Below are 2,044 nucleotides of genomic sequence, written 5' to 3'. Positions count from 1 at the left end.
CCGCGCCGGTGACGCCCTCGAGGCCCGCCGGGCGGACCTCATGGAGGTGATGGCCGCAGAGACCGGCAAGACCCTCGACCAGTCCGACCCCGAGATCTCCGAGGCCGTGGACTTCGCGCACTACTACGCCGAGCGCGCACGGGACCTCGACGACGTCGACGGCGCCTCGTTCTCGCCTGTCCGGCTCACGGTCGTGACACCGCCGTGGAACTTCCCGGTCGCCATCCCCGCCGGCTCCACCCTCGCCGCACTCGCCGCCGGGTCCTCCGTGATCATCAAGCCCGCATCGCAGGCGCGCCGCTCCGGCTCCGTCATGGTGGAGGCGCTCTGGGCCGCGGGCGTGCCGCGCGAGGTCCTGCGCCTGGTCCAGGTCGACGAGCGCGACCTCGGACGCCGGCTCATCTCCGACCCGCGGGTGGACCGCGTCATCCTGACCGGTGGTTACGAGACGGCGGAGCTGTTCCGCTCCTTCAGGACGGACCTCCCGCTGCTCGCCGAGACGTCGGGCAAGAACGCGATCATCGTCACGCCCAGTGCCGACCTCGACCTTGCCGCGAAGGACGTGGCACAGTCCGCGTTCGGTCACGCCGGCCAGAAGTGCTCCGCCGCGTCCCTCGTGATCCTCGTGGGCAGCGTCAGCACGTCGCAGCGCTTCCGCAACCAGCTCCTCGACGCCGTCACGTCGCTGTCCGTCGGCTACCCGTCGGATCCCGCCACGCAGATGGGTCCGGTCATCGAACCGGCCGCCGGAAAGCTCCTCGACGGCCTGACGACACTCGGTGAGGGCGAGTCCTGGCTGGTGCAGCCGCAGCAGCTCGACGAGTCCGGCCGCCTGTGGAGCCCCGGCGTGCGGGACGGCGTGAAGCGCGGATCGACGTACCACCTGACGGAGTACTTCGGCCCGATCCTCGGCATCATGACCGCCGCGACGCTCGAGGAGGCCATCACCCTGCAGAACGACATCGACTACGGGCTGACGTCAGGCATCCACTCGCTCGACAGCCGGGAGATCGACACCTGGATCGAGGGCGTCCAGGCGGGCAACCTCTACATCAACCGGGGCATTACCGGCGCGATTGTCCAGCGCCAGCCCTTCGGCGGCTGGAAGAAGTCGGCGGTGGGAGCGGGCACGAAGGCCGGCGGCCCGAACTACCTCGTGGGCCTCGGTTCCTGGTCCCCGCGGCAGTCGACCGCAACCGACGCTCCCCTCCCCGGAGCCGCTCCCCTGCTCACCGCGGCCCGCGCCGCCGGCCTGAGCGGGACGGACCTCGCCCGCCTCGAACGCTCCGCGGCGTCGGATGCCGCGAGCTGGAACAGCGAGTTCGGGCAGGTGAAGGACATCTCGGCGCTGTCGGCGGAACGGAACCTCTTCCGCTACCTCGCCCACCCCGTGACCATCCGCCTGGCCGAGGGTGCACCCGTCGCCGACCTCGTGCGGGTCCTCCTCGCGGCCCGCGCCGCCGATGCACCGATCGCGGTATCGAGCGCCACCGAGCTTCCCGACGCGCTCCGCACCGTGGTCGAGGCCCAGGCCGAGAGCGTCACGACCGAGGACGACGGCGCCTGGCTGGCCCGGGCGGCCTCGCTTCCCGTACGGCGCGTCCGGCTCATCGGCCAGGACACGGCACCGCTGGCCGCCGCGACCGGTGGCCGACCCGATCTGGCGATCTATGCGCAGCCCGTCACCGAGTCGGGCCGCGTGGAGCTGCTGCCGTTCCTGCAGGAGCAGGCGATCAGCATCACGGCCCACCGGTTCGGCACACCCAATGCGCTGACGGACACCATCATCTGACGGCCGTCGCAAGAGGCCGCCGCCGGCCGGGGAGGGAGTCCTTCCTCTGGCACAATCGATCCGGACAGCACCACGCCGCCTCCGGGCGGCCGGAAGGATCGACCCCCGGATGAGCAGCCGCAGCACCACCCCGGAGACCCGGGACCCACAGCTTCGGGCGTGGGTCCCGGGTCTTCTCGTCATGGCCGCCGGTGTGGCCGCGTCCCTGGTGCTGGCGAGCGTCCAGACCGTGCTCGGTGCCCTGGTCATCGC

1 protein-coding gene is annotated in these 2,044 nt (G+C 71.7%); it reads left to right on the top strand.

The window, feature by feature from the left end:
• Positions 1-1,792 (top strand): aldehyde dehydrogenase family protein (locus CVO76_RS11395; RefSeq protein ID WP_208739331.1); only part of this gene is annotated, 1,792 nt, incomplete at its 5' end.
• Positions 1,793-2,044: the final 252 nt, after the last annotated feature.

Origin of the sequence: Arthrobacter agilis, assembly GCF_002953615.1 — a bacterium.
Taxonomy (GTDB): Bacteria; Actinomycetota; Actinomycetes; order Actinomycetales; family Micrococcaceae; genus Arthrobacter_D; species Arthrobacter_D agilis_B.
The sequence above is the reverse complement of the archived record's forward strand: the minus strand, read 5'-3'. Positions and strand labels throughout refer to the sequence as shown.